A 1,270-nucleotide genomic window follows, 5' to 3' on the forward strand; every position below is an offset into this window, starting at 1 on the left:
GTTTTTGACATCCTAAATTAACCGAATGTTGACGGTATTGCCTGTCCAGAAATAGTCGATTATAATGTCCGTATGTAATTCGGAACATTTCGACATTTTATTCTGGAGAAAGGAAAAGACGTCCCCCGAAATGTATAACTGCGCCAACAGTTATACGGGAGACGTCCCAACCAAAAAGTATATGCTCATTGTATCAGATTATCGACTGATTGAAAATAGTGAAACTGGGGTTTTTAATTAGGGGTGCGGGGAGGATTCCTTCCCCATGTTGCGGGAAAGACATGTTGGTAATAGGAACCAAGGATCGAAAAGCCATTGATCATTCTGGTCAAATGAAGGTATATAACATCCGAAGATTACGGTGCATAAATTGTCGTGCCATTCACCATGAGCTACCAGATTTTTTGGTCCCATACAAGCGCTATGAACTGGGATGTATAGAAAGCGTTCTTACGAACCCAACTAACCATACGGTTCCAGCTGATGATTCCACTCTTTCGAGGTGGCATAGTTGGCTCCAAGAATTCGTGGATTACTGGGTGGGCTGTTTAATTTCCATCATGATCAGAACCAATCAGGGAAATATCCCCCCGGACCTTACGTCCGAAGTTTCGGGGACTGCACTTCAAAGGATAGGACGCTTGGCAGGAGATGCCAGTGGCTGGCTGGCCAGGATTGTCCGGCCCATCGTAAATATTAATTTATGGGTACATACCCGTTCTGCATTCATTGTCCAATAGCCCATGATTTACACTCATGATAGATTCAGAGAGGAGAGTGTGTCATGAGGGATTATAAGAAATCAGAAGAATTGGCCGTGCAGCGTTTTCAATTAATATCGCCTCTATTGGCAGAGGGTCTTGATGCTGGAAAGCGAAAGGAATTAAAAGAACAGATTGCGAAGGTAAGTGGCCTTTCGGAGAGAACCATCAGACGATATTTGGCTCAATTTCGTGAAGATGGTTTTGGGGGACTGAAGCCCCAAGGGAGACAATCTTCTAGAAAGTCAGAAGCCATTCCTCCCCATCTATTAGAACAGGCTATTCTTCTTCGCAAAGAAGTACCTAGCCGCAGTGTGGCGCAAATTATCCAGATTCTTGAGTGGGAAGGATTGGCTGAACCCGGACAAATCAAAAGGTCCACTCTTCAGGAAAAGCTGACGGAAAAAGGTTACAGCTCACGACATATGCGCCTTTACTCCCAAACAGGAGTGGCTGCCCGAAGATTTCAGAAACGACACCGGAACCAACTTTGGCAATCTGACATTAAA

Annotated in this window: 2 protein-coding genes; both read left to right on the plus strand. The window is 44.6% G+C overall.

The genetic code is table 11. The annotated features are described in order from the left end of the window. Positions 1–218: 218 nt before the first annotated feature. Positions 219–740: a DUF6431 domain-containing protein gene (locus tag BFI01S_RS21980; protein ID WP_268875356.1), complete on the plus strand. Its 522-nt coding sequence runs from the start codon at positions 219–221 to the stop codon at positions 738–740. A 44-nt stretch (positions 741–784) separates the two neighbouring features. Next, a partial coding sequence (locus BFI01S_RS21985) for a helix-turn-helix domain-containing protein (protein WP_156478373.1) occupies positions 785–1,270 on the plus strand: 486 nt, incomplete at its 3' end.

This window comes from Cytobacillus firmus NBRC 15306, from assembly GCF_001591465.1.
Lineage (GTDB): Bacteria > Bacillota > Bacilli > Bacillales > Cytobacillaceae > Cytobacillus > Cytobacillus firmus.